The sequence below is a fragment of the Pseudomonas citronellolis genome (genome assembly GCF_900112375.1).
GTDB classification, from domain to species: domain Bacteria; phylum Pseudomonadota; class Gammaproteobacteria; order Pseudomonadales; family Pseudomonadaceae; genus Pseudomonas; species Pseudomonas citronellolis.
This window is the reverse complement of record NZ_FOLS01000073.1, coordinates 1-1,759: the sequence shown is the minus strand read 5'-3', so window position 1 is coordinate 1,759 and position 1,759 is coordinate 1. Positions and strand designations below refer to the sequence as shown.

2 protein-coding genes and 1 pseudogene are annotated in these 1,759 nt (G+C 45.7%); all 3 read left to right on the top strand.

Translation table 11 applies throughout. The features are described 5' to 3' along the window. A partial coding sequence (locus BM060_RS32020; protein WP_256257891.1) for an HNH/endonuclease VII fold putative polymorphic toxin occupies nucleotides 1-497 on the top strand: 497 nt, incomplete at its 5' end. A gap of 6 nt (nucleotides 498-503) precedes the next feature. Continuing rightward, nucleotides 504-878 (top strand): hypothetical protein, encoded by a 375-nt coding sequence (locus tag BM060_RS32840; RefSeq protein ID WP_135499904.1) that lies wholly within the window; start codon nucleotides 504-506, stop codon nucleotides 876-878. A 645-nt stretch (nucleotides 879-1,523) separates the two neighbouring features. Further along, a pseudogene (locus tag BM060_RS33640) lies at nucleotides 1,524-1,759 on the top strand (RHS domain-containing protein); the annotation flags it as partial.

Sequence of the window (1,759 nt, the reverse complement as noted above, 5' to 3'; positions counted from 1 at the left end):
GTTTCCTGACCCCGGACCCGATCAAGCTGGCGGGTGGGTTGAACCACTACCAGTACGTGCCTAACCCGACGGGGTGGGTGGATCCGTTGGGGTTGGTTAGCGAGAATGTTCAGTGTCCCAGTAGTCTAAAGTGGAAAAGGCCAGACAAGTACTTCGAATCTAGGCAAGCAGCTTTAAGAGCTGCAAAGGCAGATGCAAGAGTCCCTGTGTCCGCAGAACCAGTTAAAGTTGGCAGGGTACCGCTAGAAGAAAGTGGCCGTATGCTACTTGATAGCAACGGGGTGCCTATAATGACTAGGGAATATCACTATACTAATATCGATGGAACGAGGGTGGTTATTCAAGAGCACTCTCGTGGGCATAAGGAGTTTTCTGAAGAGAGTGCGGCCGGAAAGCCTCACTTTAATGTAAGAGAATATGATGAGGCGACGGGGAATGCTGCGAGGACCAAAACTTTGTATCTGAAAAGCGTTGCAGGTCATTATGTCTTTGAGTGAGATGATATGAGTATTGGTACTTGGGTTCGTACAGAAAAAGAGTGGATGGAGTTGTTTAAGGGCTCATTCCCAGAGAATTTATTCCTTGAAAGAATTATTCTACATGGGGATTCTGCAGTTATAAGTCTAACTGCTTCTTTGTCAGGAATGGTTATACCGGAGCGTTGGAGGCTCAAGGGATATGATTCCGTTTCATTTGATATGGTTGTAGGTGGAGTATCTTCCTTGAGTATGGAGGGATTTTACGTATTCGGAAAAGCAGAAGTTTCTGTTGAGTTACCTCTGATTCGCATCGTAACTAATGGTGGAGATGTTTCTTTTTTGGCGGCTGCTTGCTTCTTAAATAACATAGCTGGATTTATTGGCGATGGCACTGTTTGAGCGCTTCTGATTAATTTTTTGAAAATATGATTTTTTAAGATTGTGATGGGCTCTATACAGTTTTTTGTGTATGGCATTTATTCTTCTGCTAGCTGGGGGATTATGCCAGGGCTGTTTTGGTGAATTGTCTTGTATAATCTTTCCTGCTCTGTAGAAATGCTTTTAAGTTTTGTGAGGGTTAAATGGTTCCCCCCATTTTCTATAGGCGTGTCATGGGAAAATATATTATATTGTTGAAGCGTATATTGGCTCGATGGCTCAAGGAACGGATCTCGTTTTAGTGAAAGCACGTGACGGTGAAATATACGGATGTTCGTTTGAGTTTGACTTGTGTACTCGGGAGATTTCTCTTGCATCAGGGCCCTTTTGTCCTAATAGCGACTCTTATAGCAAGGTCGTGTGGAGTGATTATACGGATGAAGTTGGAATTATTCCTGCGAGTTGGGAGGAAATAGAGAGTGCCGGGCTGTCAAAATATGTAGTTGGATACAGTCTGGAGAGCAGCCTTGATGTTCATAGGTTCAATGGGAGATAAGAATGAATTTATGGCGACTATTTGAGTTTTGAGGGTGGTTCTAGTAAGGAAAGATAAAATTTAATTAAACTTTATCTCGATATGGATGAGGTAGGGGAAAAGGCTACTACTATATCTGCGAGTCCGGCAGCTTCCATCCGCTAGATATACGAAACGATGAAGGCCCGCTGAAGGCCGAGCCCTTCTACTACCAGCTCGACCACCTGGGCACTCCGCAGGAACTGACCAGCTACGGCGGCGAAATCCTCTGATCGGCCCGCTACCGCGCCTACGGCAACGTCGCCCGCCTGGAAGTGGCGGAAATCGACAACCCGCTGCGTTTCCAGGGGCAGTACTACGACGCGGA